Source organism: Burkholderia sp. BCC1638 (genome assembly GCF_902833195.1).
In the GTDB taxonomy this organism is placed as follows: domain Bacteria; phylum Pseudomonadota; class Gammaproteobacteria; order Burkholderiales; family Burkholderiaceae; genus Burkholderia; species Burkholderia diffusa.
The window spans coordinates 38,946-64,377 of record NZ_CADFEC010000035.1 but is presented as its reverse complement, the minus strand read 5'-3'; the positions used below and the strand labels follow the sequence as shown (position 1 = coordinate 64,377).

Annotated in this window: 32 protein-coding genes, 1 tRNA gene and 2 pseudogenes; 7 read left to right on the top strand and 28 right to left on the bottom strand. The window is 62.0% G+C overall.

The annotated features are described in order from the left end of the window. The first annotated feature begins 303 nt into the window (after positions 1 to 303). The 3 genes from HWX22_RS27780 (at position 304) to HWX22_RS27770 (ending at position 2,632) form a co-directional block, all read left to right on the top strand. Positions 304 to 489, top strand: coding sequence for a hypothetical protein (locus HWX22_RS27780; RefSeq protein ID WP_059527452.1), 186 nt, complete (start codon positions 304 to 306; stop codon positions 487 to 489). 150 nt (positions 490 to 639) lie between these two features. After that, a complete protein-coding gene (gene otsA, locus HWX22_RS27775) occupies positions 640 to 2,061 on the top strand; it encodes an alpha,alpha-trehalose-phosphate synthase (UDP-forming) (protein ID WP_175916817.1) in 1,422 nt (473 codons plus the stop codon). Then, positions 2,054 to 2,632, top strand: coding sequence for an AAA family ATPase (locus HWX22_RS27770; protein ID WP_175916816.1), 579 nt, complete (start codon positions 2,054 to 2,056; stop codon positions 2,630 to 2,632). The genes otsA and HWX22_RS27770 overlap by 8 nt, the downstream gene beginning before the upstream one ends. A gap of 25 nt (positions 2,633 to 2,657) precedes the next feature. On the opposite strand, the gene HWX22_RS27765 is transcribed toward HWX22_RS27770, so the two are convergent. Together HWX22_RS27765 and HWX22_RS27760 are read right to left on the bottom strand one after the other, a co-directional pair. After that, a complete protein-coding gene (locus tag HWX22_RS27765) occupies positions 2,658 to 4,025 on the bottom strand; it encodes an MFS transporter (RefSeq protein ID WP_175916815.1) in 1,368 nt (455 codons plus the stop codon). Between the two features lie 186 nt (positions 4,026 to 4,211). Further along, on the bottom strand, positions 4,212 to 4,592 hold the full coding sequence (locus HWX22_RS27760; RefSeq protein ID WP_059527440.1) for a DUF5594 family protein: 381 nt from the start codon (positions 4,590 to 4,592) through the stop codon (positions 4,212 to 4,214). A gap of 117 nt (positions 4,593 to 4,709) precedes the next feature. Here HWX22_RS27760 and HWX22_RS27755 point away from each other — a divergent pair, with 117 nt between their 5' ends. Next, positions 4,710 to 5,111, top strand: coding sequence for a hypothetical protein (locus HWX22_RS27755; protein ID WP_175916814.1), 402 nt, complete (start codon positions 4,710 to 4,712; stop codon positions 5,109 to 5,111). Between the two features lie 182 nt (positions 5,112 to 5,293). On the opposite strand, the gene HWX22_RS27750 is transcribed toward HWX22_RS27755, so the two are convergent. Then, the gene (locus tag HWX22_RS27750; RefSeq protein WP_175916813.1) at positions 5,294 to 5,665 is read right to left on the bottom strand and encodes a hypothetical protein; all 372 of its coding nucleotides are present in this window, start codon (positions 5,663 to 5,665) and stop codon (positions 5,294 to 5,296) included. 143 nt (positions 5,666 to 5,808) lie between these two features. On the opposite strand from HWX22_RS27750, the gene eco reads away from it, so the two are divergent. After that, positions 5,809 to 6,312, top strand: coding sequence for a serine protease inhibitor ecotin (gene eco / locus HWX22_RS27745; RefSeq protein ID WP_175916812.1), 504 nt, complete (start codon positions 5,809 to 5,811; stop codon positions 6,310 to 6,312). Between the two features lie 84 nt (positions 6,313 to 6,396). Here eco and HWX22_RS27740 read toward each other — a convergent pair. Then, a pseudogene (locus HWX22_RS27740) lies at positions 6,397 to 6,644 on the bottom strand (TetR/AcrR family transcriptional regulator); the annotation flags it as partial. On the opposite strand from HWX22_RS27740, the pseudogene HWX22_RS32390 reads away from it, so the two are divergent. Further along, positions 6,620 to 6,915: pseudogene (locus tag HWX22_RS32390) on the top strand (hypothetical protein); the annotation flags it as partial. The pseudogenes HWX22_RS27740 and HWX22_RS32390 overlap by 25 nt on opposite strands. A gap of 16 nt (positions 6,916 to 6,931) precedes the next feature. Here HWX22_RS32390 and HWX22_RS27735 read toward each other — a convergent pair. Further along, positions 6,932 to 7,252: a hypothetical protein gene (locus HWX22_RS27735; RefSeq protein WP_244135303.1), complete on the bottom strand. Its 321-nt coding sequence runs from the start codon at positions 7,250 to 7,252 to the stop codon at positions 6,932 to 6,934. A 513-nt stretch (positions 7,253 to 7,765) separates the two neighbouring features. Between HWX22_RS27735 and HWX22_RS27730 the strand changes: the two genes are divergently transcribed. Beyond that, positions 7,766 to 8,884: a right-handed parallel beta-helix repeat-containing protein gene (locus HWX22_RS27730; RefSeq protein ID WP_175916819.1), complete on the top strand. Its 1,119-nt coding sequence runs from the start codon at positions 7,766 to 7,768 to the stop codon at positions 8,882 to 8,884. 361 nt (positions 8,885 to 9,245) lie between these two features. Here the strand turns inward: HWX22_RS27730 and HWX22_RS27725 are convergent, their stop codons facing one another. The 23 genes from HWX22_RS27725 to HWX22_RS27615 form a co-directional block, all read right to left on the bottom strand. Beyond that, positions 9,246 to 10,283, bottom strand: coding sequence for a DUF4325 domain-containing protein (locus HWX22_RS27725; protein ID WP_175916811.1), 1,038 nt, complete (start codon positions 10,281 to 10,283; stop codon positions 9,246 to 9,248). 111 nt (positions 10,284 to 10,394) lie between these two features. Next, a tRNA-Met gene (locus HWX22_RS27720) sits at positions 10,395 to 10,471 on the bottom strand. 69 nt (positions 10,472 to 10,540) lie between these two features. After that, positions 10,541 to 10,858, bottom strand: coding sequence for a head-tail connector protein (locus tag HWX22_RS27715; protein ID WP_175916810.1), 318 nt, complete (start codon positions 10,856 to 10,858; stop codon positions 10,541 to 10,543). Further along, complete coding sequence (locus HWX22_RS27710; RefSeq protein ID WP_175916809.1) at positions 10,848 to 12,137, bottom strand: phage portal protein; 1,290 nt, start codon at positions 12,135 to 12,137, stop codon at positions 10,848 to 10,850. The genes HWX22_RS27715 and HWX22_RS27710 overlap by 11 nt, the downstream gene beginning before the upstream one ends. Continuing rightward, positions 12,137 to 12,316, bottom strand: a complete 180-nt coding sequence (locus HWX22_RS27705) for a hypothetical protein (RefSeq protein WP_175907928.1) — start codon at positions 12,314 to 12,316, stop codon at positions 12,137 to 12,139. Before HWX22_RS27705 ends, HWX22_RS27710 begins: the two co-directional genes overlap by 1 nt. Positions 12,317 to 12,328: 12 nt before the next feature. Continuing rightward, on the bottom strand, positions 12,329 to 14,221 hold the full coding sequence (locus HWX22_RS27700; protein ID WP_244135301.1) for a phage major capsid protein: 1,893 nt from the start codon (positions 14,219 to 14,221) through the stop codon (positions 12,329 to 12,331). Between the two features lie 56 nt (positions 14,222 to 14,277). After that, positions 14,278 to 15,798 (bottom strand): terminase TerL endonuclease subunit, encoded by a 1,521-nt coding sequence (locus tag HWX22_RS27695; RefSeq protein WP_175916807.1) that lies wholly within the window; start codon positions 15,796 to 15,798, stop codon positions 14,278 to 14,280. Continuing rightward, positions 15,780 to 16,220, bottom strand: coding sequence for a hypothetical protein (locus HWX22_RS27690; RefSeq protein WP_175907922.1), 441 nt, complete (start codon positions 16,218 to 16,220; stop codon positions 15,780 to 15,782). The genes HWX22_RS27695 and HWX22_RS27690 overlap by 19 nt, the downstream gene beginning before the upstream one ends. A gap of 103 nt (positions 16,221 to 16,323) precedes the next feature. Beyond that, positions 16,324 to 16,575, bottom strand: a complete 252-nt coding sequence (locus HWX22_RS27685; RefSeq protein WP_175916806.1) for an HNH endonuclease signature motif containing protein — start codon at positions 16,573 to 16,575, stop codon at positions 16,324 to 16,326. 172 nt (positions 16,576 to 16,747) lie between these two features. Then, a complete protein-coding gene (locus HWX22_RS27680) occupies positions 16,748 to 17,158 on the bottom strand; it encodes a hypothetical protein (protein ID WP_175916805.1) in 411 nt (136 codons plus the stop codon). Positions 17,159 to 17,375: 217 nt separating this feature from the next. Further along, positions 17,376 to 18,695, bottom strand: a complete 1,320-nt coding sequence (locus HWX22_RS27675; RefSeq protein ID WP_175916804.1) for an AAA family ATPase — start codon at positions 18,693 to 18,695, stop codon at positions 17,376 to 17,378. Then, complete coding sequence (locus HWX22_RS27670) at positions 18,692 to 18,877, bottom strand: hypothetical protein (RefSeq protein WP_124921207.1); 186 nt, start codon at positions 18,875 to 18,877, stop codon at positions 18,692 to 18,694. The genes HWX22_RS27675 and HWX22_RS27670 overlap by 4 nt, the downstream gene beginning before the upstream one ends. Further along, complete coding sequence (locus tag HWX22_RS27665) at positions 18,874 to 19,266, bottom strand: hypothetical protein (RefSeq protein ID WP_175916803.1); 393 nt, start codon at positions 19,264 to 19,266, stop codon at positions 18,874 to 18,876. The genes HWX22_RS27670 and HWX22_RS27665 overlap by 4 nt, the downstream gene beginning before the upstream one ends. Then, entirely contained in the window at positions 19,259 to 19,486 is a 228-nt protein-coding gene (locus HWX22_RS27660; RefSeq protein WP_060272914.1) for a hypothetical protein, read from the bottom strand. The genes HWX22_RS27665 and HWX22_RS27660 overlap by 8 nt, the downstream gene beginning before the upstream one ends. Continuing rightward, entirely contained in the window at positions 19,483 to 19,692 is a 210-nt protein-coding gene (locus tag HWX22_RS27655; protein ID WP_175916802.1) for a hypothetical protein, read from the bottom strand. Before HWX22_RS27655 ends, HWX22_RS27660 begins: the two co-directional genes overlap by 4 nt. Continuing rightward, positions 19,685 to 19,831 (bottom strand): hypothetical protein, encoded by a 147-nt coding sequence (locus tag HWX22_RS27650; protein ID WP_175907916.1) that lies wholly within the window; start codon positions 19,829 to 19,831, stop codon positions 19,685 to 19,687. Before HWX22_RS27650 ends, HWX22_RS27655 begins: the two co-directional genes overlap by 8 nt. A 76-nt stretch (positions 19,832 to 19,907) precedes the next feature. Continuing rightward, positions 19,908 to 20,180: an XRE family transcriptional regulator gene (locus tag HWX22_RS27645; protein ID WP_308051231.1), complete on the bottom strand. Its 273-nt coding sequence runs from the start codon at positions 20,178 to 20,180 to the stop codon at positions 19,908 to 19,910. Between the two features lie 150 nt (positions 20,181 to 20,330). Beyond that, on the bottom strand, positions 20,331 to 20,681 hold the full coding sequence (locus HWX22_RS27640) for a hypothetical protein (protein WP_175916801.1): 351 nt from the start codon (positions 20,679 to 20,681) through the stop codon (positions 20,331 to 20,333). Positions 20,682 to 20,699: 18 nt separating this feature from the next. Further along, the gene (locus tag HWX22_RS27635) at positions 20,700 to 20,960 is read right to left on the bottom strand and encodes an AlpA family phage regulatory protein (RefSeq protein WP_175916800.1); all 261 of its coding nucleotides are present in this window, start codon (positions 20,958 to 20,960) and stop codon (positions 20,700 to 20,702) included. Positions 20,961 to 21,062: 102 nt separating this feature from the next. After that, the gene (locus HWX22_RS27630) at positions 21,063 to 21,932 is read right to left on the bottom strand and encodes a hypothetical protein (RefSeq protein ID WP_175916799.1); all 870 of its coding nucleotides are present in this window, start codon (positions 21,930 to 21,932) and stop codon (positions 21,063 to 21,065) included. Between the two features lie 434 nt (positions 21,933 to 22,366). Further along, complete coding sequence (locus tag HWX22_RS27625; RefSeq protein ID WP_175916798.1) at positions 22,367 to 23,404, bottom strand: DUF262 domain-containing protein; 1,038 nt, start codon at positions 23,402 to 23,404, stop codon at positions 22,367 to 22,369. A gap of 1 nt (position 23,405) precedes the next feature. Continuing rightward, the gene (locus HWX22_RS27620; protein ID WP_175916797.1) at positions 23,406 to 24,005 is read right to left on the bottom strand and encodes a hypothetical protein; all 600 of its coding nucleotides are present in this window, start codon (positions 24,003 to 24,005) and stop codon (positions 23,406 to 23,408) included. Between the two features lie 195 nt (positions 24,006 to 24,200). Then, positions 24,201 to 25,418 (bottom strand): integrase arm-type DNA-binding domain-containing protein, encoded by a 1,218-nt coding sequence (locus tag HWX22_RS27615; protein ID WP_175916796.1) that lies wholly within the window; start codon positions 25,416 to 25,418, stop codon positions 24,201 to 24,203. Positions 25,419 to 25,432 lie beyond the last annotated feature (14 nt).

Below are 25,432 nucleotides of genomic sequence, written 5' to 3'. Positions count from 1 at the left end.
ACGCCCTTCACGGCTTCCCCTTCGCAACCGAGACTCCCCGTACCCTAAAATGCAGCTTCCTTTAACGACCATCCAGCTCCAAGTACTCCGCTCCCGCCAGGCTCCTTTTGGTTTTGGAAAGTACTGCGACGGCTCGCGCGCGTACGCGCGGCGGTATTGTCGGACAGTTGGCTGAGCGGGGGTCGAAACGTTACAAATTGAAGGCAATTGTTACCGTGGCATGCAAGCAAGCCACCTAGACTGTTTTGTTATGGAATGTTTCTACGACGGCTCCGAGCCGCGTTGCTTATGAGACACCCAGCCATGCGCCGTTCGAAACGGTTTTCTCCCCGGCCGCCCGATGCGGGTGCCGAGCGCCCGCGTCCGCAGACCGACGCGCCGGCCGGCGCGCCCGACGAGACGCCGTCCGACGGCGATCACAACCAGGGCGGCGCACGCCCGGAAGGGCTCGACTATCAACGCGACCTCGGCCAGGAGCAGGACGCCTGATGCCGTCGCCGTTGCATTCCGCCGCCGCATTTCATTGCGCTCTTTGTTGCATCGCTCACATCTGAATCGCCGCGCGACCGCCTCCGGGCCGTCGCGTCCGCCTTGGCGCGCGCCGCGCGTCATCCAATCGAATCGAGGAGGGGAAGCCGCATGAGCAGATTGATCGTGGTATCGAACCGTGTCGCCGCCGGCGAGGACACGCGCCCGAGCGCAGGCGGCCTCGCGGTCGGCGTGATGGACGCGCTGAAGGAAACCGGCGGCGTCTGGTTCGGCTGGAACGGCGAGATCGTCGGTACGCCCGACGCCGCACCCGCGATCCAGCGGGACGGCAACGTCACGTATGCGACGCTCGGGCTGACCCGGCGCGATTACGATCAGTACTACCGCGGCTTCTCGAACGCGACGCTGTGGCCGGTGTTCCACTACCGCGGCGATCTCGCGCGCTTCGACCGGCAGGAGTATGCCGGCTATTTGCGCGTGAACGCGATGCTCGCGAAGCAGCTCGCCGCGCTGCTGCGGCCCGACGACCTGATCTGGGTGCACGACTATCATCTGCTGCCGTTCGCGCATTGCCTGCGCGAACTCGGCGTGAAGAACCCGATCGGCTTCTTCCTGCACATCCCGTTTCCGTCGCCCGACATGCTGCGCGTCGTGCCGCCGCACGAGGAACTCGTGAAGTTCATGTGCGCGTACGACATCGCGGGTTTCCAGACCGATGCCGACAAGCAGGCGTTCACCGACTACATCGAGCGGCGCGGCATCGGCGCGGCGAGCGACGACGGGATGCTGCATGCGCACGGCCGCGTCGTGAAGGTCGCCGCCTATCCGATCGGCGTGCATCCGGATGCGATCGCCGAGGCGGCTGTCCAGTACGGCTCGCGCAAGCCGGTGAAGATGCTGCGCGATGCGCTCGCCGGCCGCAAGCTCGTGATGAGCGTCGACCGGCTCGACTATTCGAAGGGGCTCGTCGAACGCTTCCAGTCGTTCGAGCGGATGCTCGCCAACGCGCCGGGCTGGCAGGGGCGCGTGTCGCTCGTGCAGATCGCGCCGCCGACGCGCTCCGACGTGCAGACCTACCAGCGCATTCGCGAAACGCTCGAAGGCGAGGCCGGTCGCATCAACGGCCGCTTCTCGCAGCTCGACTGGACGCCGATCCAGTACCTGAACCGCAAGTACGAGCGCAATCTGCTGATGGCGTTCTTCCGGATGTCGCAGGTCGGCTACGTGACGCCGTTGCGCGACGGGATGAATCTCGTCGCGAAGGAATATGTCGCGTCGCAGGATCCGGCCGATCCGGGCGTGCTCGTGCTGTCGGAGTTCGCGGGCGCGGCGGCCGAGCTGACCGGCGCGCTGCTCGTCAATCCTTACGACCTGTCGCAGATGGCGGACGCGCTCGAGCGCGCGCTGTCGATGCCGCTCGCCGAGCGGCAGGCGCGTCACGAAGAGAACCTCACGCGCCTGCGCGAGAACAACCTGTCGGTCTGGCGCGATACGTTCGTCGCCGACCTGCGCAGCGTCGCGGCAGCCGCGTCGGTCACGCAGCGCGCGGGCCGGCGAGCCGTGCATGTCTGAGCGCATGGAGGAGGGCGGCGCGGAGGCGGCGTCCGCCCGCTTCTTCGTCGTCACGGGCGGCCCCGGCTCCGGCAAGAGCACGCTGCTCGATGCGCTCGAGCGCTGCGGTTTCGCGCGCTCGCACGAGGCCGGGCGTGGTGTGATCCGCGACCAGATGGCGATCGACGGTCCGGCGCTGCCCTGGCGCGACCCGGCCGCGTTTGCCGAGCAGATGCTGAACTGGGAGATGCGTTCGTATCATCTCGCACGAGGCGCGCGCGGGCCCGTGTTCTTCGACCGCGGTGTGCCGGACGTGATCGGCTACTTGCGTCTGACGGGCCTCGCGGTACCCGCGCACGCGGAGGCCGCGGCGCGGCGCTTCCGTTATCACCGGCGCGTGTTCATCGCGCCGCCGTGGCCCGACATCTATACGCAGGACACCGAGCGCCGGCAGGATTTCGCCGAGGCGGTGCGCACCTACGACGCGATGGTCGATTGCTATACGGCATACGGGTACCGGCTGATCGAGCTGCCGTGCGTGAGCGTGAAGGCGCGCGTGCGCTTCGTGATGGACGCGCTCGACGCCGCGTGACCGGCGGGCGCCGCGCGCGGCGGCGTCAGGTCGTCGCGTCGGGGCGCGGCGACGCGATGCGCAGCATGCTGACCACCGCGGCGAGCGCCGCGAACACCGTGGCGACATAGAGCGCGATCGTCGGCCCGCGGTCGGGCGCCAGCCCGAAAATCAGTGCGACGAGCGCGGCCCCGAGCGTCTGGCCCGTCAGGCGTGCCGTGCTCAGCATCCCGCCCGCGCCGCCGCTGCGCTCCCGCGGCGCCGACGACAGCATCGCGCGATTGTTCGGCGACTGGAACAACCCGAAACCTGCGCCGCACAGCGCCATTCGCCACACGATGTCGACGGTGCCCGGATGCGCGCCGATCGTCGCGAGCGACAGCAGCCCGGCCGCGAACAGCGCGAGCCCGATTCCGCCGAGGATACCGGCCGAGTAGCGATCCGACAGCACGCCGGCAAGCGGCGCGGCGAATACGATCACAAGCGGCCACGGCGTCATGTAGAGGCCGGTTTCGACCTGCGAGAACCCGAGCGAATGCTGCAGCCAGAACGGCAGCGCGACGAACGCGAGCATCTGCGACGTGAACGACGCAACCGACGTGCAGATCGACAGCGCGAACATCGGGATGCGCATCAGGTCGACCGGCAGCAGCGGTGCCGGCTGCGACAGCTGCCGCTTCACGAAGAAGTAGCCGACGGCGAACGCGATCGCCAGTTCGCCTGCGACGTACGCGTGGTTTTCGCCGTGACCGAGCCCGTCGACGGCCATGATGAGCAGGCCGAACACGCACGCGTTCATCAGCGCGCTCGGGAAGTCGTATGGCGCGTCGTGCAGCGGGTTGGCCGGCAGTGCCCGGAGGCTGCCGAATACCGCGGCAATGCCGATCGGCACGTTGACCGCGAACAGCCAGGGCCACGACGCGACCGACAGGATCGCCGATGCCACCGTCGGGCCGATCGCCGACGACAGCGCGACCACCATCGCGTTGATCGACAGCCCGCGCCCGAGCATCGACGACGGGTAGATCATCCGCACGAGCGCGGCGTTCACGCTCATGATGCCGGCTGCACCGAACCCCTGTATCACGCGCATCACGGCGAGCACGGGCAGCGAGCCGGCGAGCGCGCAGCCGAGCGACGCCGCGGTGAAAAGCGCAAGCCCGGCGATGTAGATGCGCCGATAGCCGACGCGTTCGCCGAGCGACGCGAGCGGCAGCAGCGTGATCGTGACCGCGAGCTGGTACGCGTTGACGATCCAAATCGACGCGGCGTCGGACGCGTGCAGGTCGCGCGCGATCGTCGGCAGCGCGACGTTCGCGATGGCGCCGTCGAGCACGGCGAGCGTGATGCCCAGTGCGACGCAGACGATTGCCCAGTAGCGTTGCGGAAGCGGCAGGCCGGTATCGGCGTTCATGACGGGAGCGAAGGCGTGATTGTCCGCGTGCCCGGATGCCGGTTGCGTGCGCAACCATGCTCGCGGGTGGAGGCGGCGGTGAACGGTCCGGTCAGCCTGGCGGCGCCGGAGCGGGACCGGTCGAGTGTATCACCGGACCGTTTCGCGCGACGCCGCCAGCGTCCGGCCGGCGGCCGGTGCGTGCGCTCAGCCTTCGAAGTCGAGGCCGCCGAGCCGCACGAGCGGGTCGGCCTGCGTGCGCGACGCGAGATCGATGTCGCGCGCGCCCTGCCATGCGCTCAGTTTCCTCGGCAGCGCGCTCAGGTAGTGCTCGAATCGCGCGGGCCCGTCGGGTGCCATCAGTCGTTCGATCTCGTCGGTGTCCCAGGTCAGCTCGAGATTCAGCGGATGCGCGAAGCCGCTCACGTGCTCGTGCGGCGCGCTGCGGATCTGCACGCGCGTTGGTTGCCCGTGCCCGCCGTATGGGACGACGCCGGTCAGCACGTGATCGGCGAAGTAGGCGGCGATCGCCTGCGCAATGCGCGGCGCGAATTCGGTATCGAAACGGCGGGCGGTTTCGGGCTGCATGAAGGCGTCTCCTGTGTGCCAAAAATCGTAGCACGGCGGTGCCGCGTTTCGGTGTGCGTGATACGCGTAATGGCGCGTTACCACTTGCTGCATCTATTACGGCCGTGCGCAGCCACAATGCATCGCATCAAGTACCACTTCGCGTGGGAGTCCATCATGAAAAGAATTGCCGCAGTGTGTGTCCTCGCCGGTTCGCTCGCCGTGGCGGGCCCGGCGTCCGCGCATGGCCGCGACGGGGGCGCCGTCATCGGCGCGCTGATCGGCGGCGCGTTGCTCGGCGCGATCGTGACGTCGGCGATGAATCCGCCCGTCGCGTACCAGGCGCCCGTGTATCAGGCACCGGCCTATCAGCCGCCGACGTACTACCAGGCACCGGCTTACCAGCAGCCGGCTTATCCGACCTATCAGCAGGCGCAGTACCAGGACGACGGTCCGGACTACTGCTACGACCGCTATCAGCGCCCGTACGTGTGCGGCGCGCCGGTGTCGGGCGGCTATGCGCGGCCGGCCGGGTGGTAAGCGGGCACGCGTCTGACGAGTGGGCAGGCTCGGCGCTGCATCGCCGGCGTTGCCGGACTCCCGGCAGGGCGGACGACAAAAGGCCCTCGCAGTGATGCGAGGGCCTTCGTGTTTTGGCGGTCGTCTATCGGTTCGTTTCGGTCTCGTGTGACTGTGTGCGGATACAAACGGTTGCAATTGCGTCAGTGGCGATGACCGCCGCCGTTGCCTTGGCCGTTCCCGCCGCCGTCATTCCAATCGGCGCGGCGTCCGTCGCCGCGGCCCCAGCCGCCATGACGGGCGCGCTCGCCGCGGTCGCGGTCCCAGCCGCCGCGGTCGCGATTCCAGCCGTCGCGTCCGCGATCCCAGCCGCGGTGGTCGCGGTCCCAGTCGCGCCCGTCGCCACCGCCCCAGATGTTGACCGTGCCGTACACGGGCGACGGTGCATAGGCCGGGCCGTACGCATAGCCCGGATCGGAATAGTAGGTCGGTCCGTAGCCGTATCCGGCGTCCGGCCCGACGACGCACCCGGCCAGCAGCGTGGCGACGCCGGCGGCGGCAATGAGCTTGAGCATGATGATCTCCGTTGGTTCCCCTATAAGTACCGCGCGCGGGGATTGCCGGCTGTTTGCAATTGTGTCGTCAAATTACAGCCTCGTAAGGTCGTGCGGCGAAAGTGTTAGCATCGGGGCCTATTTTGTTTATCAGGAGCACATCGATGAAATTCGCGATCCGGGCCGTCCTGGCCGCCTTTTGCGTGACGACCGCTGCCGCCGCCTGCGCGGCCGGGCCCGTATCGGCGCCCGCCGTGCCGGCCGAATCGATCAAGATGTTCCCGCAGCCGGCGGCTGGCCAGCAGCGCGCGGTGATCGCGCTGCCCGCGCTCGAGAACGAAGGCGACGCGCGCGTTGAGCTGATGATCGGCAAGACGCTGCAGACCGACTGCAACCAGCAATGGTTCGGCGGCGAGCTGACCGCCGAGGACGTGAAGGGCTGGGGCTATACGTATTACCGGTTGACCGACGTGAAGGGGCCGGCATCGACGCTGATGGCCTGCCCCGGCCAGGCGCCGCAGCAGCGCTTCGTGCAGGTGCGCGGTGACGGCCAGCTGCTGCGCTACAACAGCCGCCTGCCGCTCGTCGTATACGTACCGGACGGTTTCGACGTGCACTACCGCGTGTGGCATGCGTCGAAGGACGTGCAGCACGCCGTCACGCAGTAACGGACCGACCGGCGCGGTCATGCGGGGGCGCTTGCCGCTGCATGACCGTGCGGCCTTGCGGGTTTCTCTCCGGAGCCCGTTACTCTATCCGCCGCTCGCGTCCGCGAGCGCCGGCCATGCGGCCAGCGCGGTTTGCGCGGCCACCTCCAAATCGCGACGGCTCGCGCCGTAGCGCGTCTGAATCGACATCCCTTGTTGCAGTGTCACGTAAAAGCGCCGATCGCATCGAGGTTCGCGTGCGCGGCGAGCTCGCCGGTTACCACATCTTCGCCAAGGCGCGCGCGTCACGCGGCGACCGTCTGCTCGTGCATCGCGATCTGCGTTTGCCGGACTACACCACTGAACGCAGGGGCTTGCGCACGATCTCGGCGCGTGCGGCATCACGGTCAATCTCGTGCATTCGGCGACCGATACCGACATGAATCCGGCCGACAGGTAGCACACCGCCGCACAACCCATCGCGGATGGCAATTCCGCAGGACGGCAGGGCCAAGGTTGTGGCCGCGCTCGTCGTCGGGCCAGTGGGGGAGGTCGATCGGCGGGACGGGGTTGACGATCGACGGCGGCGCGAATGCGCAAGGGGCGATGGCCGGTGCGACCTGATCGGACGGCGTGACGTTTACGGCTGGCAGCCGAGCTGCCGATGCTCGACCTCCAAATCGGCTCGTTTGTCGAAAGCACGCAGCTCGTTGCGCGGCTTGCCGTCCGGGCCGATGCCGCGCACGACCTTATGGCCGCGGTCCGGCGCATGTTTGACGGCATCAATGCCGGCGGCCAGTTCGCTGCAGCGAGCAACGGGCGACGCGCGTTCCGGCCGGCGTGTTGCGGCATCCGCGACGTTGGCGACGCCCGGGCTGACGTATCGATGCTTCGGCGTCGCCGTGCCGGTCGCGCTTGCGACGCCGGCGGCATTCGCCGTGCAGATCAGCGCCGAAAACATGGCCAGGGCCGCGAGTGTTCGAATCATGGTCGAGGTCCGTGTGCAGATGAAGGTTCGGGATTCTACGTAATCTCCCGTGCATGTCGATTGCGCTCGGTCAGGGTGCGATCGCGTGTCGCATGTCGTCGTGATGACGTCGCGATGAATGGAAGAGGACAACGAAATATTTCACAGGTGAAATGTGGAATTCATTTACAAAGTGATCAAGCGTACTTACGATGACGCCAATTTGGGCTAGCGGAACTTCGTATGCGTACAGTCGATCGGGCGACGTTTGCCGCGCTCTGCCTTTGTCTTGCCGCATGTGGCGGCGGCGACGACAACGCGGCCGCGGGCGCGCAGACCGTTGCGGGCACATCGACATCGTCCGTCGCGCCTGCCGGTGCAGCATCCGGTGCATCGGCTTCATCGACGAATTCCGGCAGCCCGGTGTCGACCGCCGGGGCGACCGGTACGGCGTCCGGCGCGACGCGTGCGCCTTCCAATGGCACCAAACCCGTTCTCGTCGCCGATGTGACGGTCTTCCCGGCCGCCGACGGCAGCGACCAGGCCGACGCGTTGCAGAAAGCATTCGACAGCCTGCGTGCCGGTCAACGCCTGGTCATCGCACCGGGACGCTACGTCGTCGGGCATTCGCTTGCCGTGACGGTGCCCCAGACGGTGATTTCCGGATACGGCGCGACGCTGGCCGCCACGAATCCGGCCGACCAGACAATCGTGATGCGCGGCACCGGTTCGACGCTCGTCGGCGTGACGCTGGCCGGCACCGGCACGACGCGCCTCACGACGCCCGAGTCGACGAAAGTCGAGGTGACGGGCTCGGACGTTCAGGTGCTCGGCGTGACGATCCAGGGCGGCGCGAGCGCCGGGATCTTCGTGTTCGGCGGCAACGGCATCGCGATCGTGGGCAATACCGTGCGGGCGACGCTGGCCGACGGCATCCATACGACTTACGGTTCGGCCAACGTGCTGGTGCAGAACAATACGGTGGCCGGCACCGGCGACGATCTGATCGCCGTGGTCAGCTATCTCGGCGACGGCCGCCTGAGCAACAACGTGCTGATCGACCATAACGCGGTGTCGGGTAACGCGTGGGGGCGCGGCATCACCGTCGTCGGCGGGCAGGCGGTAACGATCTCGATCAATACGGTCGACGGCGTCGAGAAGGCGGCGGGGATTCTGGTCGCGCAGGAAGACAGCTGGAAAACCTACGGGTCTTCGAACGTCGTCATCGAGGGCAATACCGTGACCAACATCCAGAACGCGAACGTGAACAACGGGCTGCAGCCGACGCAGCAGGGCGCGATCGAGCTGGATACGTGGTCGGGAACCGTGTCGGATGTCACGGTGGCGGACAACCGCGTGTCGGGCTCCGGCTATGCGGGTTTCCGGGCGTACGGGAACGTCTGTTCGTTCAGTGTGACGGGCAATACGTTCTCGTCGATTGCCGGCTTGCCGGTATGGTTGTTGACGAATGGTTGCGCGGCGAACCAGATCGTCGTCGATGCGAATCGGCTCGGGGACGGCAGTCTGCTGGTGCTGCCGGCCGGGGCGTCGCCGACGGGGACGTTTGCCGTGACGGGCGCGAATGCGAGTCTGATGCCGCAGGTCAGGACGGGGTTGATGCAGTGACGGGGCGGTGAGGCCGGAAGGCGGGTGGGCGTTGTGGCAAAGCCCGATGGAGGTGGTCGCGGCCGAGCCGCGACTAGGTGAGCACGTGCACGATCCTGCGCCCGGATGCAGCAAATGCGGGCGACGCGGGTTTGGGACAGGGGGGAAATCGGGAAATTGCTGGTCCCCCGACAGAATTCATATCTACATGACAATATGGCGGTGGGCGTGGGTATCTGATGCAAAGACCCCCAAAAGAACCCCCAGGCAACCGAGGTCATGTGGGCGACTGCCGCTGACAGCAGCGGTGTCCGCTAAGTATCCTTTTCCGCGGCCATCAGGCGAACCACCGCTTCCTCCAGTGATTCGCCTGACAGAAGTGCTACATGCGCGGCGCTGTTGCACGAGTAATCATCTGCTCAACCTGTGGGCTCACGTGAACTGGAACTAGCTCAACCTCAGGGTGGGCGTTCGCGTACACCCGGAAAATTTCGTCGGCAAAAGCCTGGCCTACGGTTTCCACATCTCGGAAGTCGAAGAGCACGACCTTGAACCGATCAACGCGAGCCAGGAGACGCTGTGCCTGTGATCGCGAAACCAAGCTCTCCGCTCCCATTCTCGCCAAACGAACAGGAACGATGGTTTTGCTGAATGTGTATTCGTCGGCCTGAGCAAATTCGTCGAAAACATCCGTCAGCAACCTCTCGGTATGATTGCCATGAGCCATCATGACCCATGTTCCTTCACGGGAGTGATCTCGTTCAAATAGATAATCATCTTCGCCATCAAGATGGTCGAACATCAATCCGCCAGATACGATGCAAAAATGATCGAATGCCCTCGATGAGAAGAACACTCCCTCACCGGTATGGTTGTCCGGATCCGTAGTCAGCTTACCTTTCGCGAGCTCAAGAATTGCCTGCCGCTCGTCCGGGAGTTTACAGATGCGACTAATACGCTTGAAGATCCCCTCTCCATCATCCTCGATTGAACACACGGTTCCACCAGCATGTAGGTTTGCTCGAACAGTTACAGTCGTTCCCTGTGAGTGCTCAATTGCGTTGTTTAGCATCTCAGTGAAGCCGTAGTCCCAAATTTTTAGTGCGTTCTCGCACATAACCTCGGAAAAACCCGGGCGAAAATCTTCTACCCAAACTACATGCTCCTCGATTGATTCGAGTGGGTATTTCTTTTCGAGAGACGCGAGTGGAGGTTGCGTATATGTCTTGGGGCGCTTCCCGCTCCCCTCTGCGAGCAATCCGGCGGTCACTAGGCGCGACAGAAGTCCGTTCGCAGCTTGCCGAGAGATGCCGCGACGCTCCTGGAAAACATGGCTCAACGCCGCTTCTTTACCGTCAAATTGCCACAGGATGCGGCTGATTTCGGGGTCAAGTTTCTTCAGGTGCTCAATCGCTGTCATGGAAATTTCTCGTTAGCGCTATGTCAACATGGCGTGCATCGATGTTGACATAGAAGCCCCCCTCAGCGCAAGAAAAAAGCCCGCTTGCTTTCGCAGAGCGGGCTTCGATGTTGGTTGCGGGGATAGGATTTGAACCTATGACCTTCGGGTTATGAGCCCGACGAGCTGCCAGACTGCTCCACCCCGCGGCGCGGAGTGTAATCGCAATACGGCGCTGCGTCAAAGCGTGTCAGCCCAGATCACCCTGAAATTGAACCTCAAGCCACCGCCGGATCGCGCATGCGCATGAGAAGCGACTCGACCGCCGGCGTGATCGGGGCGGTCGTGCCTTCGCGGTCATCGTACAGGGTGCCGAGCACGAGCAGGACAGCCGAGCGCACCGAGCCGGGAACGGTGCTCGTAGTTTCGCCGTCTTCGAGCGCCCACGTGCCGGGGATTTCCTTGAGCTTCAGGTAGTCCACGACGATGTCACTCGCTGCGTCGATCAGATCCTTGATCGCGTCGTCATCCTCGCCCGCTTCGACGCGCAGATGCGAGAGTGCGCGATTGAATGAGACAAGCTGCTTAATTGCCATTTTCTGGCTCCGTTCGTTCAGGCGTGCTAGCCGCCGTAGCGCTGCTCGGCGCCGGATCCTTGTCGCGCTCGGCGAGCGCACGCAGCGAGTAATTCTGCTGCTGGAGGTAGGGCGTATCGCCGCCCGGAACCGGCGCCATGTTTTCGGCAGCACGCGCCTCATTCGGGGCCATCCAGCCACCGCCTACGGCTTTTGAATGCGCGTCATATCGCGCGGCCGGATCCATGCGCAACAGCCCCCGCACATCAACGTCAAACCCCTGACCGTCGGGGACTTCGAAACCGTCATCGAGACAGAGCTCGAGTTCTTCGATTGGGGCTTGCAGGCAATCGGTGTAGTACGACTGTTCGAGCGCACCGATGTTGGCCGCCGTCTTGGAGCCCGTCGGGTCGGCGCCGATCTTATAGAGCGGTACGTGGTAGCAGCGTGCGACGTCCTCAACGGCCCAGCGCAGTTGTTCGACGAGCTGCGCATCCGTCGCCGTCATCATGACGGTTTCGTACTTCAGCCCGTCACCCACCACGGCCAAACGGCCGGCGTTCTCGCCGCCGTAGTTCGTCTCCCAATGGGTTTTCAGCCGGTTTGCGGTCTCGTCGCTGATCTTGCCGGGCGCGGACAGGATGCCGCCAGGCCGCGACATGTTGCCGAAGAACTTCCGGCTGTTCTGCTGGATACGGTTTCCCATCGTGCCGGCCGCGGCTGCTGCCACGATCGGCGATACACCAATGAGCGGATGCCAAGGGCAGATACCGCGATCGTGGATGATCTCGGACGACGGAATCGTGACTTGCTCTGGCAGGCCGCGCAGCGGATCGGCGGCCACCTGATAGAACACAGCCCCGCTGGGCGCGACGAGCGGAACAACGCGCGTTGGGTCGAGCACGTACATGGCGATCACATTGCGCAGCATGTCCCGGACGAGCAGCACATATGTGTTGCCGGCAAGCAGCTTCGACACCTGCCACGCCTTCACGAACTGAATTCGATTTTGGTACGGATTCGGCCGGCGCAGCGGCCCCGTGAAGCGGGGCGCACTGGCGTCCTGCCAGATGTTGCCGACCTGCTTCACGTACCGGATGCCGAGTTTCGAAATGTCCGAGGCGATGCGATCCACGCACGCGTATACGGCCGAGAACGCGAGCAGGTCGTGGCGGCCATCAATTCCCATACTGGCCTGCCACGCGCCCGCGAACGGCTCGCGCACGACGCCGGCAATCGAGCTGCCGCCGCCAACCGGAAGCGGCGGGGCGGCTTTCCGCATCCACGAGAAGAGCCGCATCAGCCCTCCGGCCGCATGTCGCGGCGCTTGTACGCGGAACGCTTCGACGCCGGCTCGCGAATCTTCCGGAGCAGGATCAGCAGTTGGGCATGCTTCGGATCGCTGATCTCGATTCGCTCGCCGACGTGCCGCGTGCGCCCTGCATAGGGGAATGCCTCGGCTACCTCATAGGTTTGCATGACGTTCTCCGCTTACGCGCCGTCGATCGCCGCGTCGCCGTAGGCTGCGCCGGAGATGTACTGAACACCTTCGAGCCGGCGGCGCTTCCAGTTGATGAACCGCTCGGCCTTCAGGGCGATGAAGCCGCTTTGCCACAGCGACACCAGTTCCGTAGCGCCAGCAACGGGTGCGCTATCCATTTGCAGCGACGCTTCGCGGCTCACGTCGAGCGTCACACCGCCGTCGTCGGCAAACAGGATTTCGCTTGCCTTCGCGAGTACGATGTTGTTGCCGGCCGTTTGCGACAGGATCGCCGGCAGACCGAAGAACGTGCCGCCCGCCATCGTCAGGCCCGGGAACTCCGGTTGCCCCATCACGTTCAGCATCAGCGACAGCGCGAGGGCCGTCGTCTCCGACATGATCCAGACCGCGCCCGCGACCGACAGATTTGCTGCGATGTACGCCTGGAATACCTTCTTCACGTCGGCGCGCACGGCTTCCGCATCCTTGCCTGATGCCGGAATCGCCTTGATGCCGTTCGTGATCGACGCGGGCGACAGACCATTTGCGCCGGCTTCAACAGCCGGGTCGATGAATTGCCCGTCGAGGAATTGGCTGATCGTCGAAATGAGATCCTGCTGGATGACCCCTTCGGCGCTCGGCGTCGAGAAGCGCGCAAGCTCTTCCGTGATCGCGACGATGCCTGCCACCTTCGAGAAGCCGAGCGTCGTCGTATTGAACGCCAGTGCCGACACGGGCGCGGGCTTGCCTTCGCCAACCCAGCCGACCGACGAACCCGTCGCCTGGCCGGGGATGCGGACATTGAACGGCACACGACGCAGACCTTCGATGCGGCCGACGATCGTAGCCGGGCGCAGCAGTTCGATGAATTCGCCGGCCATGTTCTGATATTCGACGAGCGGCGCGGCCCACGTCGGGTCCGTAGTCGTGCCGGCTGCGACGGCCGCCTTGAGCACCGTTTCAACCTCCGGCGTCGAATCCTTCCATTGCTTCGCGATCTCGGCCGCTTGCATGAGGTTGCCTTTCGAGCGCGCGAGCGCAATCGCATAGCGCGTGAACGCCGTGCCTTTGGTGACGTTGGGCGTCACGATGACGGGCGAGTGCGCGGCCGGGCCGCCGGCGACCGGAACGGCCGACTTGGCTTCGATCGCTTGCTGTTCCTTGAGGCGCGTTTCGTGGGCGTCGAGCGACTTCAGCTCCGCGTCGAGCTGGTCGTATTCCGTCGACTCGGCTTCGTTCAGCGTGCGGCCACCGTCTGCGTCAGCGCCATCCATCAGCGCCTTTTTGCGCGCGATGTGTTCCGCTCGCTTCTTCGCGAGAGCCTTGAGTCGTTCAGCAATGGTCATGTCATGTTCCTTGATGATGGGAGCGTTCAAACGCACGACGGGCGCTCCCACACGGGACTTGTCATGCGCTTTGATTGATTGAACTGCCGCCTCAGCGTTTGCCGGGATCGTCACGGCGCTGAGTTCGAACAGCTCGCAGGATTTGATAAGGAAGCCGCCTGTCGCCTTGTCGTACACGGCGTCGAGAGGGCGGAATCCGATGGACAGGCCCGGCACCAAACCGGCCTTGATGAGGTTGTATGCCTCATCGATGTATGCGGCAGTGCCGGGCGGGGCGATCGTCGCCTCAACCTCGGCGCCGGCCGCCGTGACCGTCATTTTGTTGACGGTGCCGATGGGCTTGCTTGGATCGTGCTGCCACAGCAGCGGGAACGGCGTCTTGAATCGGATGCCTTCCGGGACGACGGTATCGCCCACGCGATCGGGCGTCGGCGTGGAGGCAATGCCCTTGAGCATTCGCGTCCCGTCGTCGAGGTTCTTCACCTCGAACCGCGAGAACGCTTTATTCGACGCCTTCGCAGTTTGCTTGGTGATAAATTTCGAAATTTGCTGATTCATTGGCATTTGATTGCGTGAATATTGTCATTATCACGCATAAAGTGCCAATGTCAAGGCTATATGAAGAACATTTGCGGTTCGATTTCTGATTCTGTCGAATTTTGTTGCGTGGCGCCGACCGCCATCGCCAATGCCACCATGCCGTCGATGCGGCCGGTCGACTTCTGTTTCGTGAATTTGCGGTTGCCCGCCGGATCGGAAACGGCGACCGCGTTCACGGCACACATTTGCAGGACGGGGTGTCCGCCGTGTCGGAGCTTGCGCGCAAGCAGCCGCGCTTCCAGTTCGCGAATAGCTGGCGACATGGAAACGAAGCCCTGGCCGAATTCGGCGAACCGGCTCAACTCCTCATCCGTGAAGCCGACCCGCTCAAGCCACGGTTTCAGGAATCGCATGTTGTACCGGTCGAACGCGAGCGCGCGCACGTTGCAGCGGTCGAACACGCCGCGCAAGTATTCGGCGACGAATTCGTATTCGATGGCGCTGCCGGGCGTCGTCTGAAGCAGGCCATCACGCGCCCACACGTCGTAAGGCACGCGATCGGCCCGCGCCTTCGCTTCGAGGCCGTCCTCCGGGAGCCAGAATGTCGGATGAACGTCACCGCCCTCCGACAGCAGAACGAGCGCCGTCAAGTCACTCACGCTCGATAGATCGAGGCCGCCATAAACGTCCTCGCCGTCCAGCTCGGCAGGTTCGCCGCTGTTCTCCATCCAGATCGCACGCGCGACAAACGGATTGCGCGCTTCGACGCGCTGATTCAAAACCAAGTTGCGATAGGCCGATTCGCGGCTCGGCAGGCGCTTCGCATCCGACGCCATGCGACGCACTTCCTCGCGATTCATGAACACGTCGAAATGCGGGTTCGCCAGCCGGATCGCCTCATCGCTGAATGGATCCATGTCGAGCGGCGCGGTATAGAGCGCCACCTTCAGACGCGGATCGGCACCGCTCAGCGCGTCGTCGATGAGCAGGCTGAGCAGATCACCATCGGTAGGGGCCTGCGTGCTGATGACGATCGATAGTGGGCTTTCCTGCGCTGCGCTCGCCGTTTCCAGTGCCTCGTACAGTTGGGAGCGCGGGCCTTTGACCTGGCCGAGCTCGTCGTGGATCGTGAGTGCGGGGCTCAGGCCGAATTTGGTCGCTGCGTCGGCCGACAGCGCCTTGTAGATCGTGCCGAGGTCGTGACACAGCAGCTCCTTCGCCGTGTCTCGGATGGTGACGTACTGCGACAGATCCTCGGACATGCGAACAACCTTCGCCGCGAGTTCGAACAGCACGGCCGCCTGGTCGCGCGATTGCGCTGCGCTGTATAGCTGGCTGTTCGGCCGCGCCTCCGGGCCAACGAGGTGAAGCAACACGAGGAACGCGGAGAGGGCCGTTTTGGCGTTCTTGCGCGCCATCGAGAGGATGAAGGTGCGCGTCGGCGTGTCGTATATCTGCTTGATCCAGCCGCGTTGCTCTTTCGTGAGCTTGACGGGCTGCCCGACGAGTCGGCCTTCAGGGATGCGGCAGTGCTCTTCGATCCATCGGATGTTGCGCTCGCCGCGAGAGACACGCTTTACGCGGGGAGTTCCCATGGTTTCCTTGCCTTCTTCTGGTTCGTCAGTGAACGACCTACCGTCGTCGGATGCTCGACGGCCTGCCGCGTGATGCGCAGTCGCGTCGCAAGCGACGAGGCCGCGCGACTCTCACGCTCGGACATTGCGAGCAGTCGGTCGTAGCGTTTCAGGCCATCGTCGTCTGCGAGCCATGCGCGCTCGAAATTCAAAATCTCTTCGGCCAGTACGCGAGCGTTCGTGACGTGACGACAGTACATTTCCAGCAGCGGCGCATGGGTTGCCGTGAACGCGCTCGCCGGTTGATCGTTGACGACCTCTATCCAGACCGCACGCTCGCCGTCACTCAGGTGGAGTGGCGGCGCAAGACGCTGTTCCGCCGCAACCGGCGCGGCTGTCGCCGTTACGATCGATGCGGTAGATTTCCGTCCGCGTTGAGCCATTTTTTACCTTTTTTGTCCACGTTTATGAAAGCGAAGGGAGCGGTCGGTTTCCCGGGCTTTGAATCCCTAGAAATCGACCACCCCCCCGGCCGGGGGCTACAGGTCATGACCAACTGCCGTCGAGTGGCAGGCCGTCAGGTCCGAATGCCTTGCGCCGCTCTCGATGACCGAACTGCTGGCGCGTCACCTGGTCATGGTGATCGGCACACAGTCCGCGGAGGTTGTCGTCGGCGTCGGTGCCGCCGTGTTCGAGCGGTTTGATGTGATCGACGACGACGGACTCGCGCACAACGTCCTGTTGGGCGCACAGCACGCAGATCGGATCGCGTCGAAGGATGCGGGCGCGGATCTTCATCCACTTGCTGCCGCGCGTGCGCAGTTGGACACGTGCGCTCATTGCACATCTCGAGTTGGCATTTAATTGCTCGAATACTTGCGTTGTTGAAATTATCTGCTACGTCGCGGACGTTTACAACAGGCGGGATGGAGATGCGGTGGAACAGGCCCGCCGAAGCGAGCCTTGGGCGTTATGCCTTGTATGGTGTCCGCGCCTTCGCGAGCCGTTCCCGGACGTAGGCAAGATCGGGCCGTAGCGTGCTGACTGGCTGACGTTCGACGGCCAGCACGACGTTGTCGTAATGCGCGTCAGTCCAATGCTCCAGTCGGGCCAGCTCCGTCACGGCGTCGAATAGCTCCTTCTGCCATTCCTTCACCTGTTCCGGGGTGAGGCAGGGGACGAACGGCAGGAAAGGACCATCTTCTATCGGCAGACCGGCCAACTCGCGCGCGCACTCTCGCAACGCAACTCGATTCGCCCTCATGGCGGGCAACAATCTATTCGCCGCATCCTGCGGCCCTCGCCACGTAAACCGGTCGCCGTCGACAGTCAGGGTGATCCCGTTGCGGCGACACTCGATCCAGATTTCGAGGCGTGTCATACGTCACCCCCGATGTCAGAATTCGAAGAATCCCCCGAAGGCGACACTCCCTTGGCTATGTCCCCTTCGGGAAAATCGCCAAAATCGACCGGCCGCAAACCCTTACCAGAGCCGAAGGGGACATGAATCCCCGAAGGGGACACGGTATAGAGAGTGGGATTCTTCGTGTCTTCTTCGGGGGCTGTCTCCTTCGCAAACGCCCATTTTTCGAGGGGAGTCATACGTCCCCTCCAGGCTCCGAAGCCGAAGAACTTCCCGAAGGTGACACTCCCTTCGGGTTGGCATCTTCGGCGGATGACCCAAAATCGACCGCCCGCAAACCCCCGTGGTTGCCGAAGGTGCCACGACTTCCCGAAGATGCCACGGTATAGAGAGTGGCATCTTCGTTGGCATGTTCGGAGCTTGGCATCTTCGGGATTGCCCATTGCCAACCCTCTTTCATCCCGATCTTGCGTTTCTCTACTCCCAAGGCGTCTGCTGCGCGATGCATTGTCCGCCACGAGAAACCGGCCTCGTCAGCATCCTTGCGAACCTGTTTCGAGGACATCGGGCCATCGGAAAGAAGCCCCTCCAAGAACTCGGATGCCTCCACTCGTTCGGTTTTGGTTTCTTCATCCTGTCGCTCAACGTCGCCGAGAATGTCACGGGCCGATCCGTCGATCAGTGCGCCCCAAGCCACCCGGCTTGCCGTGATGCCGTCCGTCTCGGTCATTTCGAGCGAGTAGGCCACGCCACCATCGTCCGGAGCGATATTCGATTTCGCGCGAGCCAGAATTCGACGCTCGGCCGCCTCGTCCTTGCCAGCAACCAGCACCATGCGGGCAAGTGCGACGAATGCCTGGGAGCCGATAACGCGCTCGGCTGGACTGCTGCCCTTGGTGCCCTTCGCGAAGTGCGAGATACCAAGAACACAGCAGTGGTGTGCGCTCGCCATGTCAACCAGTGATTGCAGGTTGCGGCGAACATCATTGACGCGGTGTGCGTCGCCTGAGACGGCCGAGACAATCGGATCGAGTATCAGCAACTGCGCATCACACATGTCGGACAGCCGCTCCGCCAGTAACGGCATGTCGGCCGCCGGATCGAAGGGCAGCAGTTCCCCGGCCTCATCGGTGCGGCCCGTGATGATGTGTACGCGGTCGAGGTCAGCGCCAGCAGCCATTAGGCGCGGAACGATCGTATCGGCTGGGTTGTCCTCGCCGCTCCATATGAGAACGTCACCGGCATGATTGCAGGCCGAGCCATCCGGCCATGTGCCGCCTCGCGTGACCGTTGCCGTCAGCGCCAAGGCCAGCGTCGTCTTACCCGTGCCAGGCGAACCAGCCAGCAGGGTCAACTTCCCTTCGGGGAGCCATCCCGGCCAGAGCCAGCGGATAGCTTCCGGCACGACGTTTGAAGCGCGCGTAATGGTCACGGCGGGGCGGGCCTGAGTGTCGTTCGAACCCGGCGCGCGGGCGAAGAATGCCTCGCGAGCTGCCTTCACGCGGCCAGCGTCAACCGCACGGTCCAAATCCAATTCGGCAAGATGATCCGTCATAGCCGGCCCGCCTTCGTTTCGCGGATCAGCCATGCCTTTGCGGCCGTCACGATGTTTGCCGTCACCCATTCCCTGTGTTTTTCCCACTCACGTTCACCCATCTGCTTTCTACAGCGTTCGATTTCGCGCTCGATCATCTGATTGCCTAGCGCCTTGATTTCGTCTGCTCGGGTGGGTGTCATGCGCCGCCCTTGTCAGATGAGGACTGCTTAGGGGTTGATCGACGAGAAGAGGCCGAGGCGGCACGAACAGCCCGATCGCGCAGCTCGTAGTCCGCTTCGCTTGCGATGAAGGCCATCTGTCCGATTGCATCCACCTGGCGGGCAATGCTCCACAGCAGCGACGGAACGCTAGTTTCTTGAAAATTGCCGATGCGCTGCCCGCGCTCCTTTCTCAAGTCTTCGGACACAAGGCAGGCAATTCCATCCAGCGTGTCGCGCAAAGCGCCTGCCTCGTCGGGCGCTGTTGACGACGACAGAAATTCGAGTTCTTCAGTCGAGGCGGATTTCATGTCGAAGCGACCGTAAAAGAACGACAGCAGGCCGGCGGCGTCAGGTCGCCTATCAAGCATGGCGTGCCTCCGCTTCGATTGATTCGGCCGTTTCCAGCGCATCGCTCAGCTTGGTTCTCAGCACGGACGTGAGTAGGCGAATCGTCTCGATGGACCATTCGTGTTCGCCATCGTCGTACTTCTCGAAAAGCCACTTGATGCAATGAGCAGCGGACCCGCAGTCGAGCAAGGTCTCGACGAGGGTGAGCTCGGGGATTGGCTTCGTTGTGGCCTTGCTCATGCGGACACCTCCGCACGCGTAGCCATGCGCAGTTCGCCAAGCTCGATCGCCGTGCGCTGAGCGACGTCGCGGCCAATGTCGCACATCACGCACGCACGCATCGTGATTTGCGCCTCGCCTTGGATCACGTTGAACAGCTCTTCAAGCTGTTGGAGCTTGCTGCCGAGATCTTCCAGGGCTTGACCGTCGATGAGGAACTTAGCCATGCGGCACCTCTTCCTGACGGCAGAGTTCTGCGAGCTGGCCCATTGCCGAGCCGAGCAGGTCGAGGGCGTCGAACACGGTCGGCGCGAGCGTTGCATCACGCAGTGCGCGATTGATGATTTCGAGTGCGGTCGGATTCACGCGCCCACCTCCGTTGCTTCACCAGTGGCGCTGGGCATTGCGGTGAGCGCACCGTTGTCGACGTGACTGGTATGCGTTACGACTTGTCCGCTTCGACCGTTGCGCCGCAAGCTCGCATTCGCGCTAGCACTCGTTCGAATGTTTGCGGATCGAGTTCCAACTGAGCCATCGCGAAGAACAGCATGTGCATACCCATTTCCCGGCTGTTGTTCGCATCCGCCGCCATGTACTTCCGCCACTGACGGCCGGTCGATACGCCGAACAGCTCCGCCATTTCCGTGCTGCTTTTCCCGAGCTCCTGTTTGAGGCGCTCCATGTCTTCCGGCGAGGGGGGAGTGTAGGTAATCATTTTTTTGAGGCGCGAGCAGGCGCGCACGAAGGTAAGTCTTCATGATGGGCATCCTTTCGGAGAAGCGGTCCTCGCGGAGTGCGCGAACCTGAACAGCCAATGTAGGCCCTTTGGGTACCTTTGTCAATTCCTCGGAAAGCTGCGTGGGCATCATGCGACTCTGCCTTTGCCCAGGATCGCGGCGATTTCCTCGGCGACATCTGTCGGGTTTCGGTAGCCCGTCAGGCGGTAGCGCAGCACGCGGGCCGTCTTGCCAAAGCAGGTCGGTACGGTTTCCCATCGGCCCGTTATGAGCCAACCTTCCGCGCGCAGCGCCGAGATCGTCGTATTCAGGCAGTGGTCGCCCATGCGCTCAGCGTCGAAACGATTCAGCGAGATTCCGCGACGCAACTCGAGCAACACGCGATCGATTTTGCCGAGCGGCTTTTGGGCGAGCGTCGTGTTAACATTCGTGTTCGAATTGAGATTCTTTTTGAATTGGCTGGCCTGCGGGTCGGCCATTTTTTTTGTCTGCATCTCTCAGCCCTCAACGCGATAGTTTGCGGGATCGGAGAGCCAGCGATGAATCTCGCGGTTCGGCCATGCTATACAGCGCTGCGAGCCGAGCTGTACGCGCCGCGGAAAACGACCGGCGATTTCACGCAGCCTGATTGACTCGCGCGAGAGCGGCACGAACGTCTTGAGATTCTGCCAGCGCGAGTATCCGTCGAGCGGCAACGCTTGAGGTGCAGTGGTGAGCGCCTGTGCGCTCGGTTGTGCGATCGTTGAATTGGCAGCCATGCTGTAAACCTCGTACAAGGTTGTTGAACATGGCGCTAGTTAAATATGTTGCGTCGGGCGCGGGTGCCAGCTGGCAAAACTCGCTGCTAGCTGGCAAATCGATCAAGCTTCGTTAAGCAGATCAAGGCCTGCCTTGATACTGGCTCTGATCGATGACGATCCCGTGCCTTGTCGCTTGGCGTCTGGCAGAGCGTCGAGAATATCGGTGACTGCCTCGGCGATTCTCGACGAGTTTGGATCGTCCCCCTTCCTATAGCGATTCGATGCGCTCGCTAGAGCAAGCGCGAGAGCGCCAATTTGCTTGTGAAGGGACGTACGTTCCCGGTCGCCAAGATCGGACGGTGCAGAAGCGTCAGTGCCGGCGCGGTCATCGTTCAACAAATTGCGGAGATCGGCGCTACCGATTCGAAACGTATCTGGGGAGGGAAACTCCAAATCGACGATGAAATCCCGCGCGCTGTTTGACCCTGCTGGCCGAGAAGGCATCCTTCGAAGTACCTGCAACAGAGATTCGTTGTCTTGATCGAGCAGCAGGATTCCGTCCGCGAATTCAATTTTTCCCATCCGATCGCCGTCGAAGATTTCCTGGCGGTCCTTCCTCGCGTTGACGGCAATACGGTGAAAGCCGTCAAGCAAGCGGACATGATCGGAGAGTGGCGACCAGAATTCCCGCTGAGCTGGAGAAATCTTACGTCGTTGCGCGAGCATCGTTTGATCCGGGCGAATGCCGAAGCAGTGACTACCCCTGGCAATGGGCATTGCGTATCGTCCAGTCGCGTCCCACCACACTGCGATCTCTCCCGCATACACGCGGTCGAGGACATCGATCTCCGTGATGTCTTCGCCGAACGATTCTCTCAAGACTGATGCTGCCTGCGAGACAGTGAACCATCGCTTAAATGAACCCAACTCCCGCATTGCCAGCCCTGTAGCAAAGCCCTGTTTAAGAACCGCGCCAACCGGGTTGGGCACCCGGCTTTCGCCCCGTCGAGCTAGGCGCGGTTTGACTTTCGGGATGCCGTAAGTTGGCAACCGTGGTCATTGATTGTAGATCGAAATACTGTTTTTTTATACAGGTGTGCGAGTCAGGCATTGAATGATGCGAAGGGCAGTCGCCGCGAAACGGAACTTGCGAGGCTGGCACCGAGTTCGTGTGACCGAAAGGACGATTGATGAGCTTGCCGGAATATTTGCCCGGCCCCCCGGCGGGCCGCTAGTGTGGCATCGTGTACCGGGGCAATGCTCTTCTACGACAGCCAACTCGCCGAGGCGTTCCCCGAACGCATATCATGGATATCGGCCGTCTTAAACTGTCCCACAAGAGACCGCCAGCCCGCCGATCGCCTGAAGCTCGAATCGTCAATGCCCGACGGATCTGCCCCGTAGTATCGACAAGAGGATCAGAACTATGCGGGATCGAGCAGGCCTTGCTGGATTAATGCTGTATTGGGATCGTGCCCGCACAACACGGAATCTATGATTACGCCGCGTCGAACCCTATTCAACCGGTCGTTGGACGCTTGGATTGCAGCCTTGGCGTAAAGCGACACAGCACGATTCTCTGTGTCCAGCCCCCGGTCGTCCACTTCGGAGTAGAAATTCTGTAACCTCGCAACCGTTTCTAGTGGCGAAGGAATAGTTCCATTGGCCAAGGCGCGGTCAATTTCAATCAGCCCTGTAAACAGATCGGATCTCTTCCACAATCGAGATTTCGGTGAGAATCCGCATTCGTCAATATATGAAAAAAGATCGATCATGCGATTGCTATAAAAATCCCGGTCGGGGAAGTGATCGTTAAATCTTATCAAATATGACTCGAAAGGCTCGTCACGATTGAAGTAGCCATCCATCATCGTGATTAAAACTTGCAGAACAAATCGCACATCCCCCATTCTCTTGATGTCTGCCGCGCGAAATACTTTGTGATTGTCAAAAAAATCATGCTCGGCAAATCCGGCGGCAAAACGCATTAATTCGCCCGCGTAAACTGCATTGTTGATTTCGATGTCGTTCAGTGAATATTTTGTTGAGTTTATTCGTTTAAATACTTCAATGATCTGGTCGTAGTTAACGGGGCCGAGATCTCGCACCGCAACGTCATAGTTTAAAAACTCTTCCTTCTGCTCTTTTGCTAATTGGGCGTAAGAGGGGATCGACACGTCATATGTAGACGGATCTCCGTGAAAATATTCAAAAATTGTCGTGACTCGCTGCTGACCATCTACTAACAACTGCGTTCCCTCGCCAGTGTCGACGTTCGTTTCGCCATTCGCAACGTAGATTTCCGGGAACGGATATCCCTTAAGAATTGTATCGATGAAGCGAACCTTGTCCGCCGAGGTCCATACTAAGCGGCGTTGAAATTCAGGTCGAGGAATTAGGCTCGCAGCTTTCATTTGTGTAATTATTTGCCTAATTTTAAGACTGGATGGGGAGGTTTTCATGTTATAGATCCGATAATTCTGCGTTTTTTGCCTCAATAATGCCGCGCTGTTGATACAGTTCGAGGAAGTGTGCTGAATAATAGAGTCCGCATCTGAGTCTTTTGTGTCTGAAGTGATCGCTTCGATTCAGGCGGCTCAAAAGGTCGAACCAATTTGCACATCCAGGCGGCGACGGTGTCGGGAATTTGTCGGGACGTAGCCAGCCATGCAGCATGTAGTCTCCGAGGTCTTGGGATCTCCATGGGAATTTTGTCTGATTTGACCCGTATACAGCTATATCCTTCCAGACCTTCACATACAAAAGCGGGCTTACCAGCGCAAGATCAATGTCTGAAACGCCAGGTTGATAGGCTCTGTACCGCGGCTTGTATTCAGGTTTGATTTTTTCGGTAAACGAGAATCCCAGCTTTGCTGAGCCGACTACGATCGGCTTCACCGACGCGTCGGAAGGAATCTGAAAGACAATGCGGGTCTGCTCGACGACGAACTCAAGGGCTTCCTTGGTAACTACCGGCCCAGGGTCTCCAGACGTGATGTACTCAGGAACAATGTCGCAGGCGGCACGTTCACGAAGTATTTTTTTAAATTCATCGGGCGTCATTTTTTTAGCAATCACCGCTCAGCGCGCAGGAAAGTTCTTGAATTGTACTAGTAAAGCTAAAGGAAACGAGCTTCGGGTTACATAGAGAGCCGCGCATCTAGAGGACGTATGGAACGTCTGAATTTTGCACGCTGCCAACGGGTCGGCTCCCCGGTTCCCTGGAAGTCCGCGATGCTATTGTTACAGGTAGCGCAATCAGCCATTGGATGATGTGAAGGGCAGTACCTTTGCACCTGCCTTCAATTCGTCGAGGTAGTCGGCCCAGCGCTGCATCATTTTGCGACGCTCTGGCAGATACTCGGCATGGACGTAGGCTGCGGTGACTTGGTTGCGCTCCGCGTGCGCCATCTGGCGTTCGACAACGTCGCGGCTGTATCCCAGTTCACGCAGCGCTGTCGCTGCGAGGCCGCGGAAGCCGTGTCCGGTCATGCGCGACTTGTAGCCCATGCGATACAGGGCATACAGCATCGTGTTGTTCGAGATATGACTTCGGCCCTGTACGCTGTAGAAGACGAAGCGCTGCTGGCCGTTGATCGCGTGCAACTGTGTCAGAACGTCAATTGCCTGCCGGGACAGCGGGACGATGTGCGGATCGCGCATCTTCATGCGATCGGCGGGCACGCGCCATTCAGCGGCATCAACATTGATCTCTGGCCACTCGGCCTGGATCATTTCTTTCGTTCGCACGAACGTAAGCGCCATGAAACGCAGGGCGAGCCGCGTGACCAAATCGCCTGAGTATTGGTCAATGTCGCGCATGAGCTGCGGGATCTCGGTCGCTTTCACCCGCGCCATATGCTGTACGCCGGCGCTCTTCTTCAATACGGTTTCCGCGTCAATGTCGGCCGCCGGGTTTCGAGTACAGCGGCCGGTCATGATGCCGTACTGAAACACGGCACGCGAACGCTGCAGAACCCGCTTGGCCGTCTCGCGAACGCCGCGAGATTCGACGGTGCGGATGATCGCCAGCAACTCGGGAGCATCAATGCTCGCGATAGGGCGAGCGCCGAGTCGGGGAAATACGTCGACTTCCAGGCAGTTGATGACCTTGCCTGCATACACCTCCGACCATCCACCGCGCTGAGTCTCAAACCATTCGCGCGCGACGATTTCGAACGAGCTGGCGGCGGCCAGTTGCGCAGCGCGCTTGTCGGCTTTCTTGGCTTCGCCTGGGTCAACGCCTGCGGCGAGCTTCTCACGCGCGTTATCGCGGCGAGCGCGCGCCTCGGCGAGCGAAACATCCGGATACGTGCCGAGCGCCAGGCTCTTTTCTTTACCATCAACGCGGTACTTGAGAACCCATCGTTTGCCGCCGGCTGGCGTTATCAATAGCAGCAGTCCGCCACCGTCATAAAGCTTCTGTTGTTTCTCAGTGGGCTTGGCTGTGCGGACCTTGAGGTCGGTGAGCGCCATGTGCTGGTGCCTCG